This is a genomic window from Actinoplanes campanulatus (assembly GCF_014647795.1).
In the GTDB taxonomy this organism is placed as follows: domain Bacteria; phylum Actinomycetota; class Actinomycetes; order Mycobacteriales; family Micromonosporaceae; genus Actinoplanes; species Actinoplanes campanulatus.
Window position 1 is genome coordinate 217,234 of sequence record NZ_BMPW01000013.1, and the last position, 26,947, is coordinate 244,180.

The following is a 26,947-nucleotide window of genomic DNA, read 5'->3' on the forward strand; positions in this document are numbered from 1 at the left end:
AGCCCGATGTCCATGCCGGGCCACCGGGAACCCGAGGTCGACGACACGATCGGTCGCACGCCCACCGCGATCAAGTGGGCGCGCGGCCGATCGATGGCCGCACCCGGATCGGTCACTGGACGATCAGGGACCGCTCCGGCCGTACCGGAATCGAATCGCGTGCCCGGCGCCGATGCCAGGCCGCACCTGATCACGCACCGCAACCCGTGACCGTGCCGTGAGGTGCGTGGAGTGGGCCGGGCACCGCAACCCGTGGATCGTGCCGTGAGGTGCGTGAAGTGGGCCGGGCACCGCAACCCGTGGATCGTGCCGTCAGGCGCGTGACCTGGGCCGATGAACGAGGAGATGTTCCGTGAGTGAGTCCACCACCCTGATCGCCGTGGCGCACGGCACCCGCTCGCCCGCCGGCATCCGCCAGATCCAGGAGCTGGCCGCCGCCGTGGCCCGGAGCCGCCCCGGCCTGGACGTCCGCCTCTGCTACGTCGACGTGCAGGAGCCGAAGGTCGCCGGCATCGTCCCCACCTGCGAGGACGCGGTCGTCGTTCCGTTGCTGCTGTCGTGCGGCTACCACGTGCGGGTGGACATCGCCGAAGCCGTTGCCGGCACCCACTTCCCGGTGTCGGCGCCGCTGGGCCCGGACCCGGTGTTCACCGAGAGCCTGCGCCGAAACATTCCCGTCACGGCGGACGCGATCGTGCTGGCGAGCGCCGGCTCCTCCGACCCGCTGTGGGTGGCCGGCATCCGCGAGGTGGCCGCCCAGCTGCCCGGCCGGGTCGAGCTGGGTTACACCTCCGGCGGCGGCCCGCGCGTCGCCGATGTGGTGGCGAAGCTGCGCGCCGAGGGTGCCCGGAGGATCGCCGTGGCCGCGTATCTGCTGGCCGAGGGCCTGTTCTACCGGACCCTGCACCAGGCCGGCGCCGACTGGGTGACCCCGCCCCTGTGTCACGACCCGGCGGTCGCCGACCTGGTATTGCGTCGGTTCGATGCCATGCGGCTCACAACGGTGGGTAGCCGTTTGTAGTCACAACTGTGGCGAGGCGGTTGTAGGGAATCCTGAACAACAGCGTCACCGTGAAGCGTCGTAAGGGTTAACCGCAGGCCGCGAACATCATCGGTGTGACGGCGACCCAGACGCATTGCCCCTACTGCGCTTTGCAGTGCGGGATGACGCTGACGCCCGAGATCCCTCGGGTGCGGCTTGAGCCGGCCGAGTTCCCGGTCAACCGGGGCGGCCTGTGCGCCAAGGGTTTCACCGCGGCGGACCTGCTGGACCACCCGGACCGGCTGCTGACGCCGCTGGTCCGCAAGGAGCCCGGCAACCGGGAGTCTCCCCTGCGGGAGGCGTCCTGGGAGGAGGCGTACGAGCGGATCGTCACCGCGATCCGGGACAGCCAGGAGCGGTTCGGCCGGGACAGCGTCGGATGTTTCGGCGGTGGCGGGCTGACCAACGAGAAGGCGTACGCCCTCGGCAAGTTCGTCCGTGTGGCCCTGCGGTCGTCGGCGATCGACTACAACGGTCGGTTCTGCATGTCGAGTGCGGCGACGGCGGCCAACCGGGCCCTCGGGATCGACCGTGGCCTGCCGTTTCCGCTCGCCGACGTGGCCGAGGCGAAGACGGTGATGCTGGTCGGCGCGAACCCGGCCGACGCGATGCCGCCGTCGATGCAGTACCTGGACGCGGGCCGGGCCAACGGCGCCAAGCACATCGTGATCGACCCGCGCCGCACGAACACGGCCAACGGCGCGCACATGCACCTGGCGCCACTGCCCGGCACCGACCTGGCGCTGGCGAACGGGATGCTGCACATCGCGATCCGCGAGGGCTGGATCGACGAGGCCTTCATCGCCGACCGGACCGAGGGGTTCGCGGCGGTCAGGACGACGACGAACGCCTACTGGCCGGAGCGGGTCGAGCGGATGACCGGCGTCCCGGAGGCGCAGCTGCGCGAGGCGGTGCGGCTGCTCGCCACCGAGGGCCCGAGCATGATCCTCACCGCGCGGGGCGCCGAGCAGCACAGCAACGGCACGGACACCGCGCAGGCGTGGCTCAACCTGGCGCTCGCGCTGGGCCTGGTCGGCCGGCCGTTCTCCGGGTACGGCACGATCACCGGCCAGGGCAACGGGCAGGGCGGCCGTGAGCACGGGCAGAAGGCCGACCAGCTGCCCGGTTACCGCCGGCTCGACGACCCCGCGGCGCGCGCCCACGTGGCCGGGGTCTGGGGCATCGATCCCGACGAGCTGCCACAGCCGGGGCGTTCCGCGTACGAAATGATCAATGCTCTGGGAAGTGACGGCGGCGTCCGGGTGCTCTGGATCCTGGCGAGCAACATCGTCGTGTCGGCCCCGCACAGCAGTCATGTCGTGAATCAACTCAACATGACCGACTTCCTCGTCGTCTCGGACATCTTCCCGTCGGAGACCGCGCAGCTCGCCGACGTCGTCCTCCCCACCGCCCAGTGGGCGGAGGAGGAGGGCACCATGACCAACCTCGAAGGAAGAGTCATCCGCCGAAGGATGGCGCTGCCCCCGCCGCCGATGGTGAAGAGCGACCTCACGGTGCTGACCGAGCTGGCCGGCCTGCTGGGCCGCGGCGAGTTCTTCACCGACGAGCCGGAGGCGGTGTTCGAGGAGCTGCGCCGGGCGAGCGCCGGCGGGATCGCCGACTACGCCGGCATCAGCTACGAGCGCATCGAGGCCGAGCAGGGCGTGTTCTGGCCGTGCCCGGACGAGCGGCATCCGGGCACGCGCCGGCTGTTCGCCGACGGCTTTCCCACGGCCTCCGGCCGGGCCAGGTTCGTGCGGGTCGATCACCGCGATCCGGCCGAGGTTCCCGACGATTCCTTCCCGTACGTGTTGACGACCGGCCGCAACATGCAGCAGTACCAGAGCGGCACCCAGACCCGGCGGGTGCGGGCGCTCAATGTGGCGCTGCCCGAACCGCGCGCCGAGATCCACCCCGACCTGGCCCGCCGACACGGCATCGCCGACGGCGACATGGTCGAACTGCGCAGCCGCCGGGGCGCCGCGACGTTGCGGGCCCGCCTCAGCGACGGCATCCGCCCGGACACGGTGTTCGCGCCGTTCCACTGGCCCGGAGCCAACCTCTTGACCAACCCGGCACTGGATCCCCATTCCAAGATGCCCGCTTTCAAGGTGTGCGCGATCGCTCTTTGCAAAGCCGAAGAAGGGAGTTCCTGACGATGTACTCCACACCTCGCTTCCTGCAGGGCGTGTTCGCCTTCGAGGGCAAGGGGCTCGACGAGCCGGCCCCGCTCGGCACGGCCCTCAGTTACACCGTTCCGGCCGGTGCGACCGCGCAGGCCGTCTACTTCCGCGGCGGCAACGCCTCGGACGAACTGATCTGCGTCGTGCTGGTGCGCGACGGAGCACCCATGCGGTACTTCCCGGTCGGCGCGAAGAGCGACGTCCACGTGCCGCTGCGGGTGCTGGAGGACCTCGCCGGTGGCACCACGGTGGAGCTGTGGCTCGCCGCGCCGGCCGGACTGAACGGAAATGTGATCGTGGACCTCGGACTGGTGGAGATCTGATGACCAAGCGACTTGTAGTCATCGGCAACGGCATGGCGGGCGCCCGCACGGTGGAGGAGATCCTCGCCCGCAACGGCGACTTCACCGTCACGATGTTCGGTGACGAGCCGTACGGCAACTACAACCGGATCATGCTCTCCAACCTGCTGGCGGGTGTGGAGAGCGAAGAGGGCATCTACCTCAACGACCTGGCCTGGTACCAGGACAACGGGATCACCCTGAACGCCGGTGTGCGGATCGAGCGGATCGACCGGTTCGCCAAGATGGTGTACGCGACGGACGGGACGGCCACCCCGTACGACAAGCTGATCATCGCGACCGGGTCCTCCTCGTGGACTCCGCCGATCAAGAACATCCACAACCCGAAGCGCGGCTTCCACCAGGGCGTCTTCGCGTTCCGGACGCTCGACGACACCCGCGGCATGATCCGGTACGCCCGGGACCACGAGCGCGCGGTCGTGATCGGCGGCGGCCTGCTCGGCCTGGAGGCGGCCCGCGGCCTGCAGAACCACCTCAGCGAGGTGACGCTGCTGCACGCCATGGGCCACCTGATGGAACGGCAGTTGGACGAGAAGGCCGGCCACATGCTCCAGGCCAGCGTCGAGAACAAGCTCGGCATCAAGGTCATCACCAACGCGATGACGACCGAGATCCTCGGCAAGGACCGGGTCACCGGGGTCAAGCTGGCCGACGGCACGGTGATCCCGTGCGACGTCGTGGTGATCGCCGCCGGCATCCGGCCGAACACCCAGGTCGCCGCGGACAGCGGGCTGACCGTCGAGCGCGGCATCGTGGTCGACGACCAGATGCGGGTGCAGGACGAGGACGACATCTACTCGGTCGGTGAGTGCGCCCAGCACCGCGGCAACCTGTACGGCCTGGTCGCGCCGTTGTGGGACCAGGCGAAGGTGCTCGCCGACCACATCACCGGCCGGGACACCGAGGCCGCGTACACCGGCTCGAAGCTCTCCACCAAGCTCAAGGTCGCCGGCATCGACGTCGCCTCGATGGGCCTGATCGCCCCGGAGACCGACGACGACGAGGTGATCATCTACAACGAGCCGAAGAAGGGCGTCTACAAGCAGCTCATCATCCGTGAGGGGGCGCTGGTCGGCGCGATCCTGGTCGGGGACAACAGCAAGGCCGCCAGCCTGATCCAGTCGTTCGACCGGGTCCAGGCCCTGCCGGAGGAGCGGGCCGAACTGCTCTTCGACATCGGCGGTCCCGCCGGCGAGGTCAAGCCGGAGGACATGCCGGACGACGCCCAGGTCTGCAACTGCAACGGCGTCAGCAAGGGCGCCATCTGCGGCGTCGTCAACGCCGGCTGCAAGACGGTCAGCGGCGTGATGGACAAGACTCGCGCCGGCAAGGGCTGCGGCACCTGCAAGCCGCTGGTGCAGCGGATCGTCGAGTGGGCCGCCGGCGGCGAGGCCGAGGAGGACCCGGCCGCGTCCTGGTACGTGCCGGGCGTGCCGATGCCGAAGCCGGAGCTGATGGCCGCGATCCGCAAGTACGAGCTGAAGAGCGTCTCCGCGGTCTTCGAGAAGCTGGTGCCGGGCGGCGAGCACGACGCCAAGAGCAAGATGGGCCTGGCCTCGCTGCTCAAGATGATGTGGGCCGATCAGTACATCGACGAGCGCGACGCCCGGTTCATCAACGACCGGGTGCACGGCAACATCCAGAAGGACGGCACCTTCTCGGTGGTCCCGCAGATGAAGGGCGGTGTCACCACCCCGGCCGAGCTCAAGCGGATCGCCGAGGTGGCCGAGCGGTACAACGTGCCGATGGTGAAGCTCACCGGCGGTCAGCGCATCGACCTGCTGGGCATCCCCAAGGAGCAGCTGCCGGCGATCTGGGCGGACCTCGACATCCCGTCCGGGTACGCCTACGCGAAGAGCTTCCGCACCGTGAAGACCTGTGTCGGCTCCGACTTCTGCCGGTTCGGGGTCGGTGACTCGACGGCGCTCGGCATCGCGATCGAGGAGCGGTTCCAGGGTCTCGAGGGTCCCGGCAAGATGAAGCTGGCGGTCACCGGCTGCCCGCGGAACTGTGCTGAGGCGTACGTCAAGGATCTGGGTGTCGTCGCGATCGACGGCGGTCGGTGGGAGATCTACGTCGGCGGCGCCGCCGGCGCCCACATCCGCAAGGGCGACCTGCTCGCCACGGTCGGCTCGGCCGAAGAGGTGATCCGCCTGACCGGCCGGTTCCTCCAGTACTACCGGGAGAACGCCAACTGGCTGGAGCGCACCTACGCATGGGTGCCGCGGGTCGGCATCGAGAAGATCCGCGCGGTGGTCGTCGACGACGCCGAAGGCATCGCCGAGGCTCTGGACGCCGCGATCGAAGAGGCCGTGCAGGCCTACAAGGACCCCTGGAAGGAGCGGGCCGTCCCGGCCACGCCCGGCCAGTTCCGTACCTCCCTTCCCCTGACCGTTCTCCCCCAGGTTCCGGTGCGCTCATGACCATCGCCCCCATCGAAACGACCGTCCTCGGCCCGATCGACGAGATCCCGTTCGGTGAAGGACGCACCTACGCCGTCGGGCCCGACATGATCGCGGTCTTCCGCCTCCGCGACGGCTCCCTTCGCGCGGTGTCCGCGGTCTGCCCGCACAAGGGCGGCCCGCTCGCGGATGGACAGATCGACAACAAGGTTGTCGTCTGCCCTTTGCACCTGTACGCATGGGACCTCGCCACCGGGTGTTCCCAGTCCGGCCAGCCCCCGATCAACGTCTACCCGGTCCGGGTCGATGACGGTCACATCATTCTGGGAGACTGAACATGACTGCGACTTTGCCCGCTGCCGACATCTCGGCCGCGAGACCGGGCGCCGCGACACTCAAGGGTCACTGGATCGACGACTGGCGGCCCGAGGACCGGGAGTTCTGGGAGGCCGGCGGTAAGAAGATCGCCAAGCGCAACCTGATCTTCTCGATCTTCTCCGAGCACATCGGCTTCTCGGTGTGGTCGCTCTGGTCGGTGATGGTGCTCTTCCTGGGCCCGCAGTACGGCTTCGACCCGGCCCAGAAGTTCCTGCTCACCGCCGTTCCCGCGCTGGTCGGCGCGGTGCTGCGGATCCCGTACACGTTCGCGGTGGCCAAGTTCGGCGGCCGGAACTGGACGATCGTCAGCGCGTCGCTGCTGCTCATCCCGTCGGTGCTGATGTCCTTCATGATCCAGCCGGGCGTCGAGTACGACACCCTGCTGATCCTGGCGGCGCTGGCCGGCGTCGGCGGCGGCAACTTCGCCTCCTCGATGGCGAACATCAACGCCTTCTACCCGGACCGGCTCAAGGGCTGGGCGCTCGGCATCAACGCCGGCGGCGGCAACATCGGTGTCCCGGCGGTGCAACTGGTCGGCCTGTTCGTCCTCGCGGTCTTCGGTGCCGACAACCCGGGCATCGTGGCCGGCATCTACATCCCGCTGATCGTGATCGCGGCGCTCGGTTCGGCGATCTACATGGACAACCTGACCCAGGCCCGCAACGAGAAGGGTGGCATGCGCGCCGCCGCCAAGGAGGGCCACACCTGGATCATGTCGGTGCTCTACATCGGCACCTTCGGGTCGTTCATCGGCTTCGGGTTCGCGTTCGGCCAGGTGCTCCAGGTGCAGTTCGCGGAGACGTTCAACACGCCGATCAAGGCCGCCTATCTGACCTTCCTCGGGCCGCTGCTGGGCTCGCTGATCCGCCCGTTCGGTGGGGCGCTGGCCGACAAGCTCGGCGGCGCGAAGGTCACCTTCGTCAACTTCATCGCCATGGCGGTGGGCGCCTCGATCGTCCTGTTCGCGGCGCAGCAGCGGTCGCTGCCGCTCTACCTGGTCGGCTTCATCGCGCTGTTCATCCTCAGCGGACTGGGCAACGGCTCGACGTACAAGATGATCCCGGCGATCTTCAAGCAGAAGTACGCCGGTGACGAGCTCCGCGCCCGCCGGGCTTCCGGTGCGGTCATCGGCATCGCCGGCGCGATCGGCGCGGTCGGCGGTGTGCTGGTCAACCTGGCCTTCCGCCAGTCGTTCCTGACCTACAAGGACGCCGACGCCGCGTACATGGCGTTCATCGGGTTCTACGCGCTCTGTGTGCTGATCACCTGGGTGGTCTACCTCCGCCCGGCGGCCCGTACGAAGATCGCGGTCTGACGTTCCACTTTCAGCCGAAGAGCCCTCCCCTTTTCGGGGGAGGGCTCTTCGGCTGTCCGGGGGAGGTTTTCCCGATAGATCACCCGATCGTGGCGTGCGTGTTCCCGGTCGAAGATCGCGGCGATTCATAAGATCCAACTTGTCCAGAAAAATTACCCTTTCTTGCGGAAAGAGTGATCCGATGAACAAGATGACGCGTGCGTTCGTCATGACGGGCGTGGCCGCGGCCGCCGGCCTGGCGATCTCCGCGGGCCCGGCAGTCGCCTCCCCGGCCGGGCCGACCGCCGTCGAGGCCAAGCCGAAGGCCGCCGCGACGCAGCAGGGCTTCAAGAGCCGCGAGCGGATCCACGGGTTCTACCGCAGCCCGCGGACCTGCCACCGGATCGGCAGGTCCGGCGTCTGGCAGGAGCGGTGGGAGCGGTACACCTGTTTCCGCGTCTACCGCGGCATCCACCGCGGCGAGTGGGCACTCAAGGTCACCTACGGCTTCGGCTTCAACGACCGCGACCGCAACCGGGACTGGAACGACGGCCCGAACGACAACCGCTGGAACGACGGCCCGAACGACAACCAGTGGAACGGCGGTCCCAACGACCGTGACCAGGGCACCCGCGGTCCGTGGAAGAAGGACTGAGCGCACCGCTCGATCGGCCGAGGGCCGCACCCGTCATCGGGTGCGGCCCTCGGCCGATCGAACGAACTCACCGCCCGGCCGGACGTCGACGCCGGCCCGCTGTGCCATGCTCGTGGAGGCGAGCATCCCACCGGCGCTGCGGGGAACCGGCGGCCGGGTCACTGTCCCGGTCGTCCCTTCGGTCTACATGGAGGTGTCACCGAGATGGATCCATGGCCCGAGATCCACCGGCAGCGGATCGCCGTCGCCGATCTGCTCGACAGCCTCGCCCGCGACGACTGGGACCGGCCGTCCCTCTGTGCCGGATGGACGATCCACGACGTCGCCGCTCATCTCACCCTTCAGCAGATGGGCCTGCGTGACCTGCCCGCCCTGCTCCGGTCCTGGCGGGGCGGCATCCACCCGACGATCCAGGAGATGGCCCGCCGCCGCGCGTCCGCCCGCACCCCACGCGAACTCGCCGCCGAGATCCGCGACACCGCGGCCCGGCGCCGCCGCAACATCGGGGTCACCCCGCTGGAGACACTCATCGACCTGCTGGTCCATGGGCAGGACATCGCGCTGCCCCTCGGCCGCGTCCATCCGATGCCACCGGAGGCGGCGGCCGTCGCCACCCGGCGGATCCTCACCATGCGTTTCCCGCCGCCCGACCCGGCGGCACGCACCGCGGACGGCCTCCGCCTGACCGCCACGGACGTGGAGTGGACCCACGGCGACGGCCCCGAGGCCCGCGGTCCGATCGCCGCCCTGCTCCTCGTCGTCACCGGCCGCACGATCGCGCTACCGCAGCTCACCGGGCCGGGCGCCGAACTCCTCACCGCCCGCGCCACTCACCCTCGCTGAGATCCCTTTCCGGTACGAGTGACCCCGTCCCGTCCTGTCTGGACCGTCCCGTCCGGTCGGCGCGAGCTCGCTGCCCGCTGCGGCCTGTGCCGCGCCCGCCGGGCGGAGATCGGTGCGCGGGCAGGCCGGGCCGACCGCAACCTCCTCACCTGCCGCCGGTCCCGGCCGCCCGTCTTCCGGTCACCCTGAACCGCGCGGTCACGGCGCTGCCAGTCGGGCACCTGGGTTGCCCGCTCTCCGCCGTAACCCGGGCCGATCGCCCCGGGCCGGTGGTCGCGGGCTCCACGCGAGCGGATAGGCGCACGCGGCGGCGGCATCGTGGTCGCCCACGTGGCATATAGCCGTGGTGGCGCCCACGTGACGTCTTCCGTGTGCGGCTACCCGTCTTCAGAGGGACTGGAGTGGGCAGCGAGATCACCGCCCGTGCCGCCCTGCCGTGCCGCCTGCCCGGAATGTCCCGAATGTCGTGCGGAGTCCGCGGATCTCCGGGGCTGGGGACGGCATGGCCGTCCGGATGGTCGATGTCTTGACCGCGGGGGTTCCCATCGGTGGAGGTTGATGGCAGCGTGTCCACATGGGATGGAGACGATCTTTCACCGTGACGCTGGTCGCGGCCATCGTGGCAGCCTCGGCGGGACCCGCCGGCTCCGCCACGGCCGCGCCGTCGTTCGGCTATCTACAGCCGGGCGGACAGCCACGCCTCGTCGAGAAGGTGCCGGTCAACGTGGTGTTCGTCGGCTACGAGCCGGCCCAGGTGGCGAAGTCCGGCTTCCTGGCCGAGCTGGCCGGGGAGTACGAGCCGGTGGTCCGTTCCCGGCTGTGGTACGGCGTGACCGAGAAGCTCGGCATCAAGTACCGGTACGACTACCGCCTCACGTACACCGGCAAGCCGTACGAGGACCAGTTCTTCAAACAGCTCGGTAGGCTGGCGAAGCCGGCGCCGCTGACCGCCTACCAGCAGGCCTACAACGACCAGGCGAACAACGTCCTGGACATCGCGAACAACCACACGATCGACGCCCCGAGCGTGGAGAAGTGGCTGGCCTTCCACCCGCCGGCCGGTGTGGACACCCGCCGCAACACCGTCTTCTTCATCAACTGGTACGGGCGCGGCGACTTCAAGCACCACGTCTACACGAAGACCGGTGAGCCGGACCCGGACACCGGCTACGACTTCGGTGTCCAGCGGGAGAGCCGCAAGCTGATCGCCTGGGGCGGCACCACCGCCGCCGACGAGGAGACCGGCCTGGGCGCCACCCGGCGGGTCTGGTTCCACGATCTGTCGGCCGGCCCGGAGTCCTGGACCAGCAACTTCGACGTGGACAACCCGGATCTCGACGGTGACGGCGTGGTCGACTACCGGATGCCGCCGACCTGGGAGTACGCCACCGGTGGCTTCCGCTCGCCGTCCGCACTCGCCGGCGACCTCGGCAAACTCACCCGGTACGTGGCACTGAACCTGCTGTTCACCACGTCCCCGCTGTACCCGGTGGAGCTGCCGACCGCCAACCCGCCGCGGACGCTCGACCTCGACAACAACACGTACGAGGGCTGGCCCGGTGTCGACGCGTCGGCGAAGTACATCAAGCCGAAGCTGCTCGTCGACGAGTTGAGTGAACTGCGCTGGCGCAACGGGTTCAGCCAGGACCAGCAGGATCTGCCGTACGACGCCCGCGCCGAGGAGTGCTATCTCGGTGCGCTGACCGGCGAGTCGTGCTACCCGGACACCGGCTTCCCGGCGGGCGCCAACCTGTACCTCTACAACACCGAGAATCTCGATCGTGCCCTCGACGACCAGGGCAGGGTGGACTACGAGATCCCGCTGTTCAACTACGCGGTCGGTGCGGGTGTGGACACTCCGGGCCTCGGGTTCGCCGACGACAACTATGTCGACGGTGACCAGAGCTACGTGTTCTCGTTCATCTCCCCGGACGTGGTCGCCTCCGGCTACGGCCTGACCACCACCCAGATCCACGAGGTCGGCCACCACCTGGGCATGAGCCACCCGCACGACGGCTACGACAGCGCCACCGGCGTCGACTACGGCCCGGCCGGCGAGTTCTACTTCGCGAACGCCGGCGACGAGAACAACTCGATGATGAGCTACATCGACGTGAACTGGGACTTCAGCCAGTTCGACCGGGACAACAGCGACCGGTTCCTGACCGCCGCCTACTGGGAGGCCGCGAACCGGCTCGCCGCGACCGTCCCGGCCGGTAGGGGCCGGACCGCGCTGAAGGCCGCCGACCTGCTGCTGGGCGGCGCGTCGAAGGCGTTCGCGTCGCACGACTACCGGGCCGCGTACGCGCTCGCCGACAAGGCCTACAGCACGGTCGCCGCCATTCCGGGCGTCGACGCCGGCTCGGTGTCCGCGCAGATGCGCGCCGAGGCCGAGCAGGCCCGCAAGAGCAGCAAGATCCACGACACCCACGAGTTCATCGACACGCTGGCCCCGGAGAGCCCGCGCAGCCAGCCGTGACCCCGCGCCGGCCCCGGGCTTCCCGGGGCCGGCTTTCCACCCCGTGGGTGGTCACTCACAGTTCGCAGAGTCGCCCTCCGGAGCGCATTTCCGAGAGGTACGACCGGAGCGCGGCCGTCCGTTCCTCGGCTTCCCGGATCAGGGTCTCCGCCACGCCTCCCCAGTCCTCCGGGCCCGGATCGTCCGGCAGCGCGGCGAACACCTCGGCGATCTCCCGGACGGTGAGGCCGACCCGCTGCGCCACCTTCGCCACCCGGATCCGGCAGGCCGCGTCGGTGCTGAACCGGCGCTGGTCACTGCTGGTGCGCTCGGCCCGGACGATGCCGTGCCGTTCGTAGAACCGAACCGCCGAGGTGGCCACCCCGCTGTCCGCGGCAACCTCCCCGACCGTCAGCGTGTAACTGCTGGAGAGCTGTGCGGTCATTTCCCCATACTGCTCCGCGCCCGGCCTTGACTTCAACATATGTTGAAGGCCGAGGCTGGCCGCATGGCTGAGACGTCCATTGCCGAAGTACCCACCGCCAGCACCGTGGGCGACGAGCCGCTGCGACTCGCGGTGATCTCCGCCAGCGTCCGCGACCAGCGGATGGGGCGGGCCCTCGCCGAATGGGCGGCGTTCCGCGCCGCGGCCGCCGGCGCCGAGGTGGACCTGATCGACTGCGCCGAGTGCGCGCTGCCCGACGACGGCGGACTGCGCCCCGGAGGCAGCACCGGCTCGCCGGTCGCCGAGCGCCTCGACGCCGCCGACGCCTTCGTGTTCGTCACCCCGGAGTACAACCACAGCTATCCGGCGAGTCTCAAGCGCCTCATCGACTGGCACTACCGGGAGTGGATGTTCAAGCCGGCCACCGTCCTTTCCTACGGCGTCCACGGTGGCCTGCTCGCCACCGAGCACCTGCGCGGCGTCCTGGCCGAACTGCACATCGTCACCACTCGGCGGGTCGTCGGCCTGAGTCGGCCGTGGTCCGACCTGAGCCCCGCCGGATACACGCCGCCCGCCGACGTGACCGAGGCGTTCGGCTCCGCCGTCCACGAACTCACCTGGTGGGCCGGTCTGCTGCGCACCGCCCGCCGCGAGCGCCCCTACGCCCGCTGATGCCACCCCACACCGAACCCGGACCGGCGGTGGGGGAGTGGGATCCACACGGCGATGGCCGGGCTCATTGCGCGCGCAGGCCGGCGACCAGGAGGGCGGTCATCCGGCGTGGGTCGTACCGGTCGTCGCTGCCGGCGCCGATGCAGAGGTTGCCGACCGCGCGCAGCAGCTGGTAGGCGCCTACGCCGGGAATCACCTGGCCGGCCGTGGTGGCGGCGGCCAGCAGGGTGTCGCAGACCGGTACGAGCCGGTCCAGGAAATAGGCGTGCAGCGTCTCGAAGGTGGCGTCCCCGGAGCGCAGCGCCTCGGGCAGGCCGTGCTTGGTGATCAGGAAGTCGACGAACAGGTCGATCCAGCGGGCCAGCGCCTCGTGCGGGGTCGCGCTGTCGGTGAGCAGCGCGGGCCCGGCCTCGGCGCAGGCCTCCACCTGGTGCCGGTAGACGGCGACGATCAGGTCGGCGCGGGTCGGGAAGTGCCGGTAGATGGTGCCGACGCCGACCCCGGCGCGGAAGGCGATGTCGCGGACCGGGGCGTCGACGCCGGATGTCACGAACGCTGCGGCGGCCGCGTCCAGCAGGGTCTGCTCGTTGCGGCGGGCGTCGGCCCGTTTCCGCGGCACGGCGGTCACCTGTTACCTCCGTCACTCCCGTTGGTAAACGGAACATGGTTCCGTATGTTGGTTACCGGAACTCGGTTCCGGTTCCACTCACGTTACCTGAGGAGACCGCCATGCAGTACCGCACCCTCGGCCGCACCGGTGTGCAGGTCAGCGCCCTCGTGCTCGGCGCCATGAACTTCGGCCGGATCGGGAACACCACCCAGCGGGACGCCGAGGCCATGATCGGCGCCGCCCTCGACGCCGGCATCAACCTGATCGACACCGCCGACTGGTACAGCGACGGCCAGTCGGAGGAGATGGTCGGTAAGGCCATCGCCGGCCGCCGCGACGACATCGTGCTGGCCACCAAGGCCAGCATGCCGATGAGCGAGAACCCCAACCACCGGGGCGGCTCACGCCGCTGGCTGTGCACGGCGCTCGACGACAGCCTGCGCCGCCTCGGCGTCGACCACGTCGACCTCTACCAGATCCACCGGTGGGATCCGGAGACCGGTGACGAGGAGACCCTGGCCGCGCTGACCGACCTGCAACGGGCCGGAAAGATCCGCTACTTCGGGTCGTCGACGTTCCCGGCCTACCGGATCGTGCAGGCGCAGTGGGCGGCCCGGGAACACCGTCTGGGCCGGTACGTCACCGAGCAGCCCAGCTACTCGATCCTCCAGCGCGGTATCGAGGCCCACGTCCTGCCGGCCACCCGGGACTACGGGATGGGCGTGCTGGCCTGGAGCCCGCTCGCCTCGGGCTGGTTGTCCGGGGCGGTCCGGGCCGGCCGGGAGATCACCACGAACCGCTCGGCGATCCTGCCCGAGCGCTTCGACCTCACCATCGCGTCCAACCGCGCCCGGATGGACGCCGTCGAACGGCTCGCCGTGGTCGCCGATCAGGCCGGGCTCACGATGATCCAGTTGGCCCTCGGCTTCGTCACCGCGCACCCGGCGGTGACCAGCGCGATCATCGGACCGCGCACGACGGCCCACCTGGAGGCCCAGCTCGCGGCCGCGGACACGGTGCTGCCGGCGGACGTGCTGGACGCGATCGACGAGATCGTCGCGCCCGGGGTGGACCTGGCGGCGCACGAGAAGTTCGACACGCCGCCGGCCCTGCTCGAAACCGCGCTGCGCCGCCGGTGAGAAGTGGCGCTGCGCCGCCGGCGGGAACCCGGCAGAACCGCCGGCGGGAAGGCGCCGGGTGGCAGCACCGCCCGGCGGTGCCTCGCGGGCCGGACCCGGCAGATGGTCGCGGTGCGCCACGGGACGGCGATCGGTGCGGTCGGGGACGCCTCACCCCGTACCGGAAATGGTCGAAGGCCGCACCCTCGCGCGGAGAATGCGGCCTTCAGGGATCTTGCGGAGGGATCAGCCCTTGACGCTGCCCGCGAGCAGGCCGCGGACGAAGTAGCGCTGGAGCAGGAGGAACACCGTGACCGGCACGACGATCGACACGAAGGCGCCGGCGGAGAGCAGGTGCCAGGCCGTGCCGCGGGTGCCGCTCAGGTTGGACAGCTGCACCGTCATCGGGGAGATCTCCGGCGAGCCGGCGAAGGTCAGCGAGACCAGCAGGTCGTTCCACACCCAGAGGAACTGGAAGATGCCGAACGCGGCCAGGGCCGGCGTGAGCAGCGGCAACAGCACCTTGAAGAAGATCGACACGTGGCCCGCGCCGTCGATGCGGGCGGCCTCGATGAGGCTGGACGGGACCTCTTTGATGAAGTTGTGCAGCAGGTAGATCGCCAGCGGCAGCGCGAACGTGGAGTGCGACAGCCACAGCGTCCAGAACGTGTTGTTCAGACCGGCCTTCACGTAGAGCTGCAGCAGCGGCACCAGGGTGACCTGGAGCGGGACGATCTGCAACGCGAAGATCGCGATGAACAGGATGTTCTTGCCGGGGAAGTTCATCCAGGCGAACGCGTACGCGGCCAGCGACGCCAGACACAGCGGGATCACCACCGAGGGGATGGTGATGACCAGCGAGTTCAGGAAGAAGTCGGCCAGGTTGATGCCGCCGTCGTCGAAGACGGCCCGGTAGTTGTCCAGCGTGACTTCGGGGTCGGAGAAGAACGTCCACCAGCCGGTCCGCTTGATCGCCATCTCCGGGCGGAACGAGGAGATCAGCAGGCCGAACGTGGGAATCGTCCAGAGCACGGCGAGGACGACCGCGGCCAGCGACGCCCACGGCGAGGTGAGCTTGTTCTTCGCGGACGCCGCGGCGGACAGCTTCTTGGTCTCCGACTTCGACACCGGCGTGGTGGTGAGAGGAGCTGCGGTGGTCATCTCACGCCTCCGAACGGCGAAGCTGGCGGATGTTGTACACGACGATCGGGATCACGAGGACGAACAGCACCACCGCGAGCGCCGAGCCGAGGCCCTTGTCGTTGCTGCGGAAGCTCTGGCTGTAGAACTCGTTGGCGATCACGTTCGTGTCGAACCGGCCACCGGTCATGGTCTGGACGATGTCGAAGACCTTCAGGGTGCCGATCGCGATGGTGGTCATGACGACCACGACCGCGGGGCGGATCGCGGGCAGCGTGACGAACCGGAACATGCCCCACGGGCCGACGCCGTCGAGGCGGGCCGCTTCGATGATGTCGTCCGGGATCGCCTTGATGGCCGCCGCCAGGACGGTCATCGCGAAACCGGCCTGAATCCAGATCATGACCACGATCAGCAGGAAGGTGTTCAGCGGTGATTCGATGAGCAACTGCACCGGTTCGCCGCCGAGCCAGACGATGACCTGGTTGACCAGGCCGATCTGCTGGACGTTGCGCTGGTCGGGGCGGTACTCGTACATGAACTTCCAGATCACCGACGCCGCGACGAAGGAGATCGACATGGGCAGGAAGATCAGCGCCTTGGCGAACGACTCCAGCCGGGCCTTGTCGACCAGGATGGCGTAGAGCAGGCCGATGCCGGTCGCCGCGAACGGGGTGACCAGCACCCAGAACGCCGTGTTGCGCAGCACGGTGAGCTGCTCGGCGTCGGTGAAGATCTTCGTGTAGTTGTCCAGGCCGATGAAGTTGCTCAGCGAGGCGTCGAAGAACGACTGGTAGACGGTGCGAACACCGGGGTAGAGCAGCCCGACGCCGAGCATCAGCACGGTCGGGAGGAGATAGAGCGCGGCGACCGCACGGTCGCGCTTGCCGGCCACGCGGCTGGCGGCGAACAGGATCACGCCGACGGCGGCGGCGAACAACAGGATCGCCGCGAACATCTGGAGGATCTTGTCTGAGGTGGTGGAGGCGGTGGTGAACACGCGGCCCGTTCCTCCTTGGCTTGGTGCAAGCGAGAGGTTAAGTGAAGAACAGATGGGGGCGAACTGCCAGGGCCGGTCGGGTATGACCCCCGACCGGCCCCGGTATTACCAGTTCGTCACTTGGGCCAGGACTTCTCGATGTTGTCGAGCGTGGTCTTGGTGTCCTGACCGATGATCCAGGCCGTCGCCTGCTTCCAGAACGAGTTGGCGCCGACCGCACCGGGCATCATGTCCGAACCGTCGAAGCGGAACTGCGCGTTCGGGTCCTGGAGGATGCTGGCCGAGAGTTGGTCGATCGGGTTGGTCAGGTTCGCCGGGTCGAGACCCTTGTTGGCGGAGACCCAGCCCGAGGAGAGCTTGGCCTTGGTGTTCGCCCACACGTCGCTGGACAGGTAGGTCTGGAAGGCCTTGACCTCCGGACGGTCCGAGAACGCCAGGACGAACTCACCGCCGCCGAGGACCGGCTTGCTGGTGGCGTCCTTGCCCGGCAGGTAGAAGGCGTAGACGTCGCCGTCCTTGGCCACCTTGGTGCCGGCCGGGAAGTTGGCCGCGTAGAAGCTGGCCTGGCGGTGCAGCGAGCACTGGCCCTCGAGGATCGGCAGACCCGCGTCCTGGAAGGTGGTGCTGGCGATGCTCTTGATGTCGCCGAGGCCGCCGTTCACGTACTGGTCGTTCTTGAGGTAGGCGCCCACGCCGTCCAGGGCCTGGGTCGCCTCGGGGCCGTTGAACGGGATCTCGTGCTTGACCCACTTGTCGTAGGCCTCCGCCCCGGAGAGGCGGAGCATGAAGTCCTCCATCCAGTCGGTGACCGGCCAGCCGGTCGCCTCACCGGACGCGATGCCCGCACACCACGGCTTGCCGCCGTCCGCGACGATCTTGTCGCTCAGCGCCTTGAGCTCGTCGAGGGTGGTGGGGATCTGGTAGCCCTTGTCCGCGAACTCCTTCGGCGAATACCACACCAAGGACTTCACGTTGGCGCCCAGCGGCGCGGCGTAGAACTTGCCGTCGACCGTGCCGTAGGCCTTCCAGTCGGGGCCCCAGAACTTGTCGACGTTGGCGGCGACCTCCGGCGGGGCCTCGACGGCCTTGCCGGTCTTCACCAGGTTCTGCAGCAGACCCGGCTGCGGCACGTAGGCGATGTCCGGCGGGTTGCCGGCCTCGGCGCGCACCAGGATCTGGGTCTCGAAAGCCTTGTCGCCCTCGTACTTCACCGTGACGCCGGTGCACTTCTCGAAGGGGACGTAGGACTCCTTGTGCGGAGTGTCCTCCGGGGTCACGATGCCGGTGTAGATCGTGACCGTCTTGCCCTTCAGGTCACCGAACGCGGTGTAGGGCGAGCAGTCGATCGCCGCCGCCGAAGCGCCGGTGTCGGCTCCGGTGTCGTCGTCGCTGTCGCCGCAGGCGCTGAGGCCGAAGACCAGCCCCACACTGAGGGCACCGGCGAGCGCGACCCGCGATCGCGAACTCCCACGTTGAACGAACATACCGCTCCCTATGTCTGTAGCGCCTCCGGCGTCTTACGACGCCGCCGTCCGAAGCGCCTCTTGTCCCTCAGTCAAGAGGTAACCAGCAAGTTGCGCAATGATTTCCGCGCGATCGAGTCGGTAACGATATCGCTGCGACCCATCGGCACCTTAACCGGTTAAGGAGATTGGCGAAAGAGCCTACCGTCCGCCGAGTTTCACCGGGGCCTTTATCCAGATTTTTCCGGATAAAACCTTGGGTGAGACGGTTTTGTTGGCGCTACTTCTGGCGATACGGGTCCACTGTCGCAAAAAGGAACCGCCGCACCCCTCGGTGAGGGGTGCGGCGGTTCCGGCCACAGTGTTCTAGCGGGCGACTGCGAGGTACTTGTAGCCGATCCGGCGCATCCGCTCCGGGTCCAGGACATGGCGTCCGTCGAGCACCACCGGGTTGCGCATCAGGCCGACGAACTTCGACCAGTCCAGCTCCAGGTACTGCGCCCACTCGGTGACCAGCACGACCGCGTCGCAGTCGGCGAACAGGTCGTCGATGGTCGCGCTCAGGTACGGCGCCAGCTCCGGCTGCTCGGCGCGGAACCGCTCGGACGCCACCGGGTCGTGCAGCTTCACCCGGGCGCCCCGGGCCAGCAGCGAGTTCGCGATGTCCAGCGCCGGCGCGTCGCGCAGGTCGTCGGTGTTCGGCTTGAACGCCAGCCCGAGCAGGCCGATCTTGCGGCCCTTCAGGATGCGCAGCTCGTCCTGGAGCCGCTCGACGGCGATGGCCCGCTGTCGGCTGTTGACGTCGCGGGCGGCCTTCACGATCGGCATCTCGAGGTTGTACTCGGACGCGGTGGCGATCAGGGCCTTGGTGTCCTTGCCGAAGCAGGAGCCGCCCCAGCCCACGCCGGGCTGCAGGAACCGGGAGCCGATCCGCTGGTCCAGCCCCATGCCGCGGGCGACCTCGGTGATGTCGGCGCCGACCTTGGCGGCCAGCTGGCCGATCTCGTTGGCGTAGCTGATCTTGAGGGCCAGGAACGCGTTGGCCGCGTACTTGATCAGCTCGGCCGAGGCCAGGTCGGTGGAGACCAGCGGGACCGCGTTGGCGTCCTCCGGCCGGGGCATGAAGGTCGGCGGCGTGAACGTCTGGTTGATGATCGGCCGGTAGAGGCGGTTGAGCACCTCGAGGCTGCGCGGGTTGTCCGAGCCGATGACGATCCGGTCCGGGTACAGCGTGTCGGCGATGGCGTTGCCCTCACGCAGGAACTCCGGGTTCGACGCGACCGCGAACTCGACACCCTCCGGCCGGTCCTCCCGGGTGGCGAACGAGTCACGCAGGATGGCGTCCACCCAGTTGCCGCTGCCGATCGGGACGGTGGACTTGTTGACCACCACGGTGAAGTCGTGGTCGAGAGCGTGCGCCACGCTCTCCGCCGCGCCGCGCAGGTAACGCAGGTCCGGGCTGCCGTCCGGGGCCGACGGGGTCTGCACCGCGACGAAGACGACATCCGCGCCGGGGACGGCCTCCTCGTACGACGTCGTGAACGTGAGGTTCTGCGCCGCCTCGGCGAGCAGATCCTCCATCCCGGGCTCGTAGATCGGGCACTTGCCACCACGCAGCATGTCGACCTTGGCCTGGTCGAGGTCGACACAGGTGACGTCATGGCCGAGGAAGGCCAGGCTGACGCCCGTGGTGAGACCGACATAGCCGGTACCGACAACGCAAACCTTCATGCAATCTCCTCCACCGCTATGCCGGCCCGCGGTTACGCCACGTATCGGGGGCGTGGCTCACCGGCCTCTGGTCGGAGCCGGCCGGCCGGTGCCGCCGATGGCACCGACCTGCGTGTTCCGGCCGAATGATACACAGCCTTTTGGCTCACTTTTTGTCACTGAATGTGGCCTTCCATCGTGCCGCGCTTCCTCCTCATCGGCAGGTGAACCCGGAGTGCTGCGAAGGATGCGGAAAGTTTCCGGCTCTTGACAGGAAGATGACGGAGACCGACGCTGCTGGGAGCGCTCCCACTCACGAGTTTCAATGGAAGGGTCATCCCCCATGCGAAGGTCCCCCGGCGGCGCGATCGTCGCCGCCCTCGTAACGGCCGCGACAGCGGTCGCCGTCGCGTCTGGCCCGAACATAGCCTCGGCCGCCCCCGCCGAGCCCTACACCTGGAAGAACGTCCGGATCGACGGCGGTGGTTTCATCCCCGGCATCGTCTTCAACCCGGGCGAGAAGGACCTCATCTACGCGCGCACCGACATCGGCGGCGCCTACCGCTGGACCCAGTCCACCCAGAGCTGGACCCCGCTGCTCGACTGGGTCGGTCAGGACGACTGGGGACACAACGGCGTGCTCAGCATCGCCCCGGACCCGGTCGACACCGGCCGGGTCTACGCGGCCGTCGGCATGTACACCAACAGCTGGGACCCCAACAACGGCGCCATCCTGCGCTCCACCGACAAGGGAAACACCTGGCAGCGGACCGCCCTGCCGTTCAAGGTGGGCGGCAACATGCCCGGCCGTGGCATGGGCGAGCGCCTCGCCGTGGACCCGCGGAACAACCGGAACGTCTATTTCTCCGCCGAGGGTGGAAACGGGCTCTGGCGCAGCACCGACTACGGGGCCACCTGGGCGAAGGTGTCCAACTTCCCGAACGTCGGCAACTACGTGGCCGACCCGTCCGACACCAACGGCTACCTGAGCCAGAACCAGGGGCTGAGCTGGGTCACCTTCGACCCGGCGTCGACCAGCGTCTACGTGGGCGTGGCCGACAAGGCGAACCCGGTCTACCGGTCCACCGACTCCGGCGCCACCTGGGAGCGGATCGCCGGGCAGCCCACCGGCTACCTCGCGCACAAGGGCGTGGTGCAGGGGAAGTACCTGTTCATCGCCACCAGTGACACCGGCGGCCCGTACGACGGGACGGCCGGCCAGGTCGCCCGGCTGGACACCACCACCGGCGTCTGGACCGACATCTCGCCGACCCCGGTGGCCGACCGCTACTACGGCTACTCCGGGCTCACCGTCGACAAGCAGAAGCCCGGCACGCTGATGGTCGCCACCCAGACCTCCTGGTGGCCGGACGCGATCTTCTTCCGGTCCACCGACTACGGCGCCACCTGGACCCGGATCTGGGACTGGAACGGCTACCCGAGCCAGACGAAGCGCTACACCATGGACATCTCGGCCAACCCGTGGCTGGACTTCAACAGCAATCCGCAGCCCCCGGAGAGCACCCCGAAGCTCGGCTGGATGAACGAGAGCCTGGAGATCGACCCGTTCGACTCCAACCGGCTGCTCTACGGCACCGGCGCCACCCTCTACGGCACCACCCAGCTCACCAACTGGGACGCCAACACCACCTTCTCGATCAAGCCGTTCGCCAAGGGCATCGAGGAGACCGCGGTCCAGGACCTGGCCAGCCCGCCGACCGGGGCGCCGCTGGTCAGCGCCCTCTTCGACGTCGGCGGCTTCTACCACGCCGACCTCGACACCGTGCAGGCGAGCTTCCACGACAGCCCGGCGCTGGGCAGCAACACCGGCCTGGACTTCGCCGAGCTCAACCCGCAGTTCTTCGTCCGGGTCGGCAACGCCTCGGCCGCCCCGCACATCGGCGTCTCCAACGACGGCGGCAAGAACTGGTACCAGGGCCAGGAGCCGTCCGGCGTGACCGGCGGCGGCACCGTCGCGGTCGGCGCCGACGCCAACGCGGTGGTCTGGTCCCCGGCCGGCGTGGGCGTGCACTACTCCACCACCCGGGGCAGCACCTGGACCGCGTCGACCGGCATTCCGGCCGGGGCCAAGGTCGAGAGCGACAGAGTCAACCCCAAGACCTTCTACGGGTACGCCGCGGGCAGGTTCTACACGTCCACCGACGGCGGGGCGACGTTCACCGCCTCCGCCGCCGCGATGCCCACCGAGGGCCGGGTGAACCTGAAGGCCGTCCCGGGCGCCGCCGGTGAGGTGTGGGTGGCCGGTAGGACCGGGCTGCTGCGCTCCACCAACTCCGGCCAGACGTTCACCGCGATCGGCGGCGGCGTCTCCGAGGGCATCAACGTGGCCTTCGGCAAGGCCGCCCCGGGCGCCACCGCCCCGGCGGTCTACCTGGTCGGCACGGTCGACGGCGTGGACGGCGTGTTCCGGTCCGACAACACCGGGGCCTACTGGGTCCGGATCAACGACGACAAGCACCAGTACGGCAACGCCGGCGACGCCCTGGCCGGTGACCCGCGCGTCTACGGCCGGGTCTACCTGGGCACCAACGGACGCGGCATCCTCTACGCCGACCGGCAGGGCGGGCCGACCTCGCCGACCCCGTCGACGTCGGCCTCCTCGGCGTCGCCCTCTCCCTCGGTCTCCGTGTCCCCGTCGGTCTCGGTCTCGCCGTCGGTCTCCGTCTCGCCCTCCACCTCCACCGGGTGCACCGCCACCTACAAGGTGACCGGGCAGTGGGGCGGCGGCTTCCAGGGCGAGGTGACCGTCAAGAACACCGGTACGGCCACCACCACCGGGTGGAAGGTCGGCTGGACCTACACGGCCGGGCAGACCGTCACGCAGAGCTGGGGCGGCACCGCCACCCAGTCCGGCGCCGCGGTCACCGTCGTGAACGCCGGATACAACGGCACCCTCACGTCCGGGGCATCCACCACGTTCGGATTCCTCGGCGGCAACACCGGCACCACCAACCCCGTTCCGTCCCCGATCAGCTGTTCCACCACCCCGTAGGCCGGATCCCGGGCGGCCCACGGGCCGCCCGGAACCCGGCGGAGAGGAACACCCCCCGTGAGTCCATTCAGACACCGCCTGCGACGCAGGCTGGCACTCTCCGGCGTCGCCGTTCTCGGCGCCGGCGCGGTGCTCGCGGCCGGCGCCCCGGCCTATGCCGCGGCCGGCTGCACCGTGGTCTACAAGGTGCAGAGCCAGTGGCCCGGCGGCTTCACCGGCGACATCCAGATCAAGAACACCGGTGACCCGCTGTCCAGCTGGAAGCTCGAGTTCGATTTCCCGGACGCCGCGCAGAAGGCGGGGCAGGGCTGGAGTGGCGTCTACAGCCAGACCGGCCAGCACGTCACCGTCAACAACGCCGCCTGGAACGGCTCGCTCGGCACCAACGCCACCGTGGGCACCGGCTTCAACGGCACCTTCGGCTCGGCCAACCCGGTGCCGACCGCGTTCACCCTCAACGGCACCGCCTGCAACCAGGCCGCGAACGCGCCGACCGTGGCCATCACCAGCCCGGCGGCCAACACCCGCTACACCGCGCCGGCGTCCATCCCGATCGCGGCGACCGCCACGGCGGCCGGCGGGCAGACCATCAGCAAGGTCGAGTTCTACCACGACGGCCTGCTGCTGGGCACCGACACGGCCGCGCCGTACACGTACTCCTGGGACGGGGTGCCGGCGCAGACCGCCGCCTACCACGTGCAGGCCATCGCGTACGACAACGCCGGCACCAAGAGCAGCACCGCCGACGTGCCGGTCTTCGTCGACGCGGCGACCACCCCGGCGATCGTCGCCGACGCCACCTCGCTGGCGATCAACCCCGGCGCGAGCGGTACGTTCAAGATCGCGCTGAGCAAGGCGCCGACCGCGAACGTCACGGTCGCCGTGGCCCGTTCCGCGGGCTCCACCGCGGTCACCGTGGCCCCGGCGACGCTCACCTTCACCACGTCGAACTGGAGCACCGGCCAGTCGGTCACCGTCTCGGCCGCCAGCACGGCGACGGCCGGGTCCACCGCGACGATCTCGGCCACCTCGACCGGCTACACGGCCGCCCAGCTGGGCGTCACCGTCACCGAGCCGGGCTCGGTGGACACCCGGTTCACGCAGCTCTACAACGACCTGAAGAACCCGGCCAACGGCTACTTCAGCCCGGAAGGCGTGCCCTACCACTCGATCGAGACGCTGATCGACGAGGCGCCCGACCACGGTCACGAGACCACGAGTGAGGCGTTCTCCTACTGGCTGTGGCTGGAGGCCGCCAACTCGCGGATCACCGGCGACTGGGCGCCGTTCAACAGCGCCTGGACCACGATGGAGAAGTACATCATCCCGTCGCACGCCGACCAGCCGACGAACGCGAACTACAACGCGTCCAAGCCGGCGACGTACGCGGCCGAGTACCCGCTTCCGTCGCAGTACCCGTCCCAGCTCGACACCGGCGTCTCGGTCGGCACCGACCCGCTGGCCGCCGAGCTGAAGAGCGCGTACGGCACCGACGACATCTACGGCATGCACTGGCTGCTGGACGTCGACAACACGTACGGCTTCGGGCACTGCGGTGACGGCACCACCCGGGTCGCCTACATCAACACCTTCCAGCGTGGCACCCAGGAGTCGACCTGGGAGACCGTGCCGCAGCCGTCCTGCGACACGTTCAAGCACGGTGGCCCGAACGGCTACCTGGACCTGTTCACCAAGGACGCGTCCTACGCCAAGCAGTGGAAGTACACCAACGCCCCGGACGCCGACGCCCGTGCCGTGCAGGTCGCCTACTGGGCTCTGCAGTGGGCCACCGAGCAGGGCAAGCAGTCGCAGATCTCGACGACCGTCGCCAACGCCGCCAAGATGGGCGACTACCTGCGGTACTCGTTCTACGACAAGTACTTCAAGCAGCCCGGCTGCGCGTCCACCTCGTGTGCCGCGGGCACCGGCAAGAACGCCTCCAGCAACCTGATGTCGTGGTACTACGCCTGGGGCGGGGCCTACGACACCAGCGCCGGATGGGCGTGGCGCATCGGCTCCAGCACGAGCCACTTCGGCTACCAGAACCCGATGGCCGCGTACATCCTGTCCAACGTCAGCGCCTTCAACCCGAAGTCGCCGACCGCGAAGGCCGACTGGCAGGCCAGCCTGACCCGGCAGCTGGAGTTCTACCAGTGGCTGCAGTCGTCCGAGGGCGCGATCGCCGGCGGTGCGACCAACAGCTGGAACGGCAACTACTCGGCGCGGCCGGCCGGCACGCCGACCTTCTACGGCCTGGCCTACGTGGAGGCCCCGGTCTACTCCGACCCGCCGTCCAACCAGTGGTTCGGCATGCAGGCCTGGTCGCTGGAGCGGCTGGCCGAGTACTACTACACGACCGGTGACGCCAAGGCCAAGACGATCCTCGACAAGTGGGTCACCTGGGCGCTGGCGAACTCCACCATCACCGCCACCAACTTCGAGATCCCGTCCGACCTGACCTGGTCCGGCGCGCCGGCCACGTGGAACCCGTCGAGCCCGGCGGCCAACACCAACCTGCACGTCACGGTCAAGAACAAGAGCCAGGACCTGGGTGTCGCCGGCTCGTTCGCGAAGCTGCTGACCTTCTACGCCGCCAAGTCCGGCAACACGGCGGCGAAGACGGCCGCGAAGAACCTGCTCGACGCGATCTGGACGCACAAGGACGGCAAGGGCGTCTCGGTGACCGAGACCCGTGCCGACTACAACCGGTTCGACGACGTCTACAACGCGTCCACCGGTCAGGGCATCTACATCCCGCCGGGCTGGAGCGGCAAGATGCCGAACGGCGACGTGATCCAGCCGGGTGTCTCGTTCCTGGACATCCGCAGCTTCTACCGCAACGACCCGGACTTCCCCAAGGTCCAGGCCTACCTGAACGGCGGCGCCGCGCCGACGTTCAACTACCACCGGTTCTGGGCGCAGGTCGACGTCGCCACCGGCTACGCCGAGTACGCCCGCCTCTTCCCCCAGGGGTGACGATGAGAATTCTCAGAATGGCCGCGGTGGCCCTGTTCGCCGCCGCGGCCGGGCTCCTGGCCCTGCCCAGCAGCCCAGCTCAGGCCCACGGCGCCATCCAGGTGCCCGGTAGCCGCACCTGGTTCTGCTACCAGGACGGCCGTAACCCGAACACCGGCGCGATCGAGCCCAAGAACGCCGCCTGCGCCGCGGCGGTGGCGGCGAGCGGTGTCACGTCGCTCTACAACTGGTTCGCCGTGCTCCGGTCCGACGGGGCGGGGCGGGTCAGCGGGTTCCTCCCGGACGGTCAGCTGTGCAGCGGCGGGACCGGCGGGCCGTACAACTTCACCGGGTTCAACCTGGCCCGTACCGACTGGCCGACGACGCACCTGACGGCCGGGGCGACCATGCAGTTCAAGTACAACGACTGGGCCAAACACCCCGGCACGTTCTACCTCTACATCACCAAGGACGGCTACGACCCGACCAAGCCGCTCGCCTGGAGCGACCTCGAGCCGACGCCGTTCGACCAGGTGACCAACCCGCCGGCCAACGGCGGGCCGGGCACCGACGACGGGCACTACTACTGGACCGGCAAGCTGCCGGCCGGTAAGACCGGCAAGCACCTGATCTACTCGGTGTGGTCGCGCTCGGACAGCACGGAGACCTTCTACGGCTGTTCGGACGTGGTCTTCGACGGCGGCAACGGCGAGGTCACCGGGATCGGCGGCGGGGGCACCACCAGCCCGTCCCCGAGCACGCCCACCTCGCCCTCGCCCAGCGTGCCGGTCTCCCCGAGCGCCTCGGTGTCGCCGAGCACGCCCGGCGGCGGAACCGGCGGCTGCTCCGGCATGTACAACGTCGTCTCGGCGTGGAGCGGTGGCTTCCAGGGCCAGATCATGGTGCACGCCGGCACGTCGGCGGTGAACGGCTGGAACGTCTCCTGGACGTTCCCGGGCGACCAGAAGGTCGCCCAGGTGTGGAGCGGGAAGGCCACCACCAGCGGATCCCTGGTGTCGGTGACCAACGAGAGCTGGAACGCGAGCGTCCCGGCCAACGGTTCCGTCACCTTCGGCTTCCTGGCGTCCGGCACAGCCGCGACACAGTTGCAGAACCTGACCTGCACCACGGGGTGACACCCCGGTGACGGTTCCCCCGGCAGTGTGATGGACGTCGCGCCGCCGGGGGCGCCGTACACCGGGAG

At 69.1% G+C, this 26,947-nt stretch carries 20 protein-coding genes; 14 read left to right on the forward strand and 6 right to left on the reverse strand.

The window, feature by feature from the left end; all coding sequences use genetic code 11:
* Positions 1–352 precede the first annotated feature (352 nt).
* From IEZ13_RS25310 to IEZ13_RS25350, 9 genes are all read left to right on the forward strand, one after another.
* Positions 353–1,021 (forward strand): sirohydrochlorin chelatase, encoded by a 669-nt coding sequence (locus IEZ13_RS25310; protein WP_183222194.1) that lies wholly within the window; start codon positions 353–355, stop codon positions 1,019–1,021.
* 95 nt (positions 1,022–1,116) lie between these two features.
* Positions 1,117–3,198: a molybdopterin oxidoreductase family protein gene (locus tag IEZ13_RS25315; protein WP_203833830.1), complete on the forward strand. Its 2,082-nt coding sequence runs from the start codon at positions 1,117–1,119 to the stop codon at positions 3,196–3,198.
* A gap of 2 nt (positions 3,199–3,200) precedes the next feature.
* A complete protein-coding gene (locus tag IEZ13_RS25320; RefSeq protein WP_183222196.1) occupies positions 3,201–3,548 on the forward strand; it encodes a molybdopterin oxidoreductase in 348 nt (115 codons plus the stop codon).
* On the forward strand, positions 3,548–6,010 hold the full coding sequence (nirB, locus tag IEZ13_RS25325; protein ID WP_183222197.1) for a nitrite reductase large subunit NirB: 2,463 nt from the start codon (positions 3,548–3,550) through the stop codon (positions 6,008–6,010). Before IEZ13_RS25320 ends, nirB begins: the two co-directional genes overlap by 1 nt.
* Positions 6,007–6,324 (forward strand): Rieske (2Fe-2S) protein, encoded by a 318-nt coding sequence (locus IEZ13_RS25330; RefSeq protein ID WP_183222198.1) that lies wholly within the window; start codon positions 6,007–6,009, stop codon positions 6,322–6,324. The genes nirB and IEZ13_RS25330 overlap by 4 nt, the downstream gene beginning before the upstream one ends.
* Before the next feature lie 2 nt (positions 6,325–6,326).
* Positions 6,327–7,682 (forward strand): nitrate/nitrite transporter, encoded by a 1,356-nt coding sequence (locus IEZ13_RS25335; protein ID WP_183222199.1) that lies wholly within the window; start codon positions 6,327–6,329, stop codon positions 7,680–7,682.
* A 190-nt stretch (positions 7,683–7,872) separates the two neighbouring features.
* Positions 7,873–8,316, forward strand: coding sequence for a hypothetical protein (locus IEZ13_RS25340; protein ID WP_183222200.1), 444 nt, complete (start codon positions 7,873–7,875; stop codon positions 8,314–8,316).
* A 204-nt stretch (positions 8,317–8,520) separates the two neighbouring features.
* Positions 8,521–9,159 carry a maleylpyruvate isomerase family mycothiol-dependent enzyme gene (locus IEZ13_RS25345; protein WP_183222201.1) on the forward strand — a complete coding sequence of 213 codons (639 nt, stop codon included), beginning with the start codon at positions 8,521–8,523 and terminating at the stop codon, positions 9,157–9,159.
* 598 nt (positions 9,160–9,757) lie between these two features.
* Positions 9,758–11,638 (forward strand): zinc metalloprotease, encoded by a 1,881-nt coding sequence (locus IEZ13_RS25350; RefSeq protein ID WP_183222202.1) that lies wholly within the window; start codon positions 9,758–9,760, stop codon positions 11,636–11,638.
* 55 nt (positions 11,639–11,693) lie between these two features.
* Here IEZ13_RS25350 and IEZ13_RS25355 read toward each other — a convergent pair whose 3' ends face one another.
* Positions 11,694–12,062, reverse strand: coding sequence for a MerR family transcriptional regulator (locus IEZ13_RS25355; RefSeq protein WP_183222203.1), 369 nt, complete (start codon positions 12,060–12,062; stop codon positions 11,694–11,696).
* Between the two features lie 63 nt (positions 12,063–12,125).
* Here IEZ13_RS25355 and IEZ13_RS25360 point away from each other — a divergent pair, with 63 nt between their 5' ends.
* A complete protein-coding gene (locus IEZ13_RS25360; protein WP_183222204.1) occupies positions 12,126–12,734 on the forward strand; it encodes an NADPH-dependent FMN reductase in 609 nt (202 codons plus the stop codon).
* A gap of 64 nt (positions 12,735–12,798) precedes the next feature.
* Here the strand turns inward: IEZ13_RS25360 and IEZ13_RS25365 are convergent, their stop codons facing one another.
* The gene (locus IEZ13_RS25365) at positions 12,799–13,362 is read right to left on the reverse strand and encodes a TetR/AcrR family transcriptional regulator (RefSeq protein WP_183222205.1); all 564 of its coding nucleotides are present in this window, start codon (positions 13,360–13,362) and stop codon (positions 12,799–12,801) included.
* Positions 13,363–13,463: 101 nt separating this feature from the next.
* On the opposite strand from IEZ13_RS25365, the gene IEZ13_RS25370 reads away from it, so the two are divergent.
* A complete protein-coding gene (locus tag IEZ13_RS25370; RefSeq protein ID WP_183222206.1) occupies positions 13,464–14,483 on the forward strand; it encodes an aldo/keto reductase in 1,020 nt (339 codons plus the stop codon).
* Positions 14,484–14,708: 225 nt separating this feature from the next.
* On the opposite strand, the gene IEZ13_RS25375 is transcribed toward IEZ13_RS25370, so the two are convergent.
* The 4 genes from IEZ13_RS25375 to IEZ13_RS25390 form a co-directional block, all read right to left on the reverse strand.
* A complete protein-coding gene (locus IEZ13_RS25375; RefSeq protein WP_183222207.1) occupies positions 14,709–15,623 on the reverse strand; it encodes a carbohydrate ABC transporter permease in 915 nt (304 codons plus the stop codon).
* 1 nt (position 15,624) lies between these two features.
* Positions 15,625–16,560, reverse strand: coding sequence for a carbohydrate ABC transporter permease (locus IEZ13_RS25380; protein ID WP_183222355.1), 936 nt, complete (start codon positions 16,558–16,560; stop codon positions 15,625–15,627).
* Between the two features lie 158 nt (positions 16,561–16,718).
* Complete coding sequence (locus IEZ13_RS25385; protein ID WP_183222208.1) at positions 16,719–18,086, reverse strand: ABC transporter substrate-binding protein; 1,368 nt, start codon at positions 18,084–18,086, stop codon at positions 16,719–16,721.
* A gap of 345 nt (positions 18,087–18,431) precedes the next feature.
* A complete protein-coding gene (locus IEZ13_RS25390; protein ID WP_183222209.1) occupies positions 18,432–19,796 on the reverse strand; it encodes a UDP-glucose dehydrogenase family protein in 1,365 nt (454 codons plus the stop codon).
* Between the two features lie 322 nt (positions 19,797–20,118).
* Here IEZ13_RS25390 and IEZ13_RS25395 point away from each other — a divergent pair, with 322 nt between their 5' ends.
* From IEZ13_RS25395 to IEZ13_RS25405, 3 genes are read left to right on the forward strand one after another with little or no spacing between them, the layout of a single operon-like run.
* Positions 20,119–22,788, forward strand: a complete 2,670-nt coding sequence (locus IEZ13_RS25395) for a cellulose binding domain-containing protein (protein WP_183222210.1) — start codon at positions 20,119–20,121, stop codon at positions 22,786–22,788.
* A gap of 57 nt (positions 22,789–22,845) precedes the next feature.
* A complete protein-coding gene (locus tag IEZ13_RS25400; RefSeq protein ID WP_229795005.1) occupies positions 22,846–25,764 on the forward strand; it encodes a glycoside hydrolase family 48 protein in 2,919 nt (972 codons plus the stop codon).
* Between the two features lie 2 nt (positions 25,765–25,766).
* A complete protein-coding gene (locus tag IEZ13_RS25405) occupies positions 25,767–26,879 on the forward strand; it encodes a lytic polysaccharide monooxygenase auxiliary activity family 9 protein (RefSeq protein WP_183222211.1) in 1,113 nt (370 codons plus the stop codon).
* Positions 26,880–26,947 lie beyond the last annotated feature (68 nt).